Source organism: Dietzia sp. DQ12-76 (assembly GCF_014145045.1).
Lineage (GTDB): Bacteria > Actinomycetota > Actinomycetes > Mycobacteriales > Mycobacteriaceae > Dietzia.
In genome coordinates this window covers 1-1,537 of the sequence record NZ_JAALDV010000328.1, presented here as the reverse complement: position 1 = coordinate 1,537, position 1,537 = coordinate 1, and the positions used below count along the sequence as shown (strand labels likewise).

At 72.6% G+C, this 1,537-nt stretch carries 2 protein-coding genes and 1 pseudogene; all 3 read left to right on the top strand.

Features of this window, described 5'->3' with window-relative positions; translation table 11 throughout:
- Positions 1 to 232: pseudogene (locus tag G6019_RS11500) on the top strand (magnesium chelatase); the annotation flags it as partial.
- Positions 232 to 846 (top strand): cob(I)yrinic acid a,c-diamide adenosyltransferase, encoded by a 615-nt coding sequence (gene cobO, locus G6019_RS11495; RefSeq protein ID WP_107755355.1) that lies wholly within the window; start codon positions 232 to 234, stop codon positions 844 to 846. The pseudogene G6019_RS11500 and the gene cobO, both read left to right, overlap by 1 nt.
- A partial coding sequence (locus G6019_RS11490) for a cobyrinate a,c-diamide synthase (RefSeq protein ID WP_182627631.1) occupies positions 840 to 1,537 on the top strand: 698 nt, incomplete at its 3' end. The genes cobO and G6019_RS11490, both read left to right, overlap by 7 nt.

The window sequence follows — 1,537 nt, the reverse complement described above, 5'->3', positions numbered from 1 at the left end:
CGCCCGGTCCCACGCCGCGGCGGCCGGGCTGGCCTCCCTACCGGTGGCGTCGGTGGTGGTGGACTGCGAGAGCGGTCGGTTCCGCATGGGCCTGGCCTCCGAACTCGCCGCCCACCTGGGCGCCGAACACATCCCGCTGGGCGAGGTGACGGCCGAGGGGCTGACCGACACCGTCCGGACCCGCACGGCCGCGCGACAGAGCCCCGCACACCCCGAGGGAGAGGTGGCCTGATGCCGCAGGGACAACCGACCCGCGTGCCCGACGACGGGCTGAGCACCCGGCAACGCCGCAACAAACCCCTGATCATGGTCCACACCGGGCCCGGCAAGGGGAAGTCCACCGCCGCGTTCGGCCTGGCCATGCGCGCGTGGAACCAGGGCTGGGACATCGGCGTGTTCCAGTTCGTCAAGTCCGCCAAGTGGCGCATCGGCGAACAGACCGTGATGGAGCGCCTCGCCCGACTGCACGCCGAGACCGGTGAGGGCGGGCCCGTCGAATGGCACAAGATGGGCTCCGGCTGGTCCTGGTCGCGCAAGGACGGCACCGAGGAGGACCACGCCGCCGACGCCGCCGAGGGCTGGGCGGAGATCACGCGCCGGCTGGCCGTCGAGCGACACGACCTCTACCTGCTCGACGAGTTCACCTATCCCATGAAGTGGGGGTGGGTGGACGTCGAGGACGTGGTGGAGACGCTGACGTCGCGGCCCGGTCGCCAGCACGTGGTGATCACCGGCCGCGACGCCGACCCCCGGCTGCTCGACGCCGCCGACCTGGTGACCGAGATGACCAAGGTCAAGCACCCGATGGACGCCGGCCAGAAGGGGCAGAGGGGGATCGAATGGTGACGCACCTGCCCCGGCTCGTGGTGGCGGCGCCGGCGTCGGGTCACGGCAAGACCACCGTCGCCACCGGGCTCATGGCGGCGCTGCGGCGCAGGGGCCTCACGGTCTCGGGCCACAAGGTGGGGCCCGACTACATCGACCCGGGATATCACGAGCTCGCCACCGGACGACCGGGCCGCAACCTCGACCCGCATCTGGTCGGCGAGGACGCGATCGTTCCCCTGCTGCTCCACGGGGCGCAGGCCGAGCCGCGCCCGGCCGACGTCGCCGTGATCGAGGGCGTGATGGGCCTGTACGACGGCCAGATCGGCGGCGACGGCTTCTCCTCCACCGCCCACGTCGCCGGCCTCACCGACACCCCGGTGCTGCTGGTGGTCGACATTTCCCACGCCTCGCGCAGCATCGCCGCCGTGGTACTCGGCATGGCGACGTTCGACCCCTCCGTCCGCATCGGCGGGGTGATCCTCAACAAGGCCGGGTCTCTCCGCCACTCGGATGAGGTACGCCGCGCCCTGGAGCCGCTGGGGATCCCCGTGCTCGGGGTGCTGAGCCGGGACGACGAGGTCACCGCGCCGTCCCGTCACCTCGGCCTGGTCCCGGCGGCGGAGCGACCGGGAGCCGCCGGTAGCCTCGACCACCTCGCGGACCGCCTCGCCGACTCGGTGGACCTGGACGCGGTGATGCGCCTGGCCCA

Excerpts from the sequence above, each read along its gene's own strand:
- cobO (WP_107755355.1), top strand. The coding sequence starts at position 232 with ATGCCGCAGGGACAACCGACCCGCGTGCCCGACGACGGGCTGAGCACC.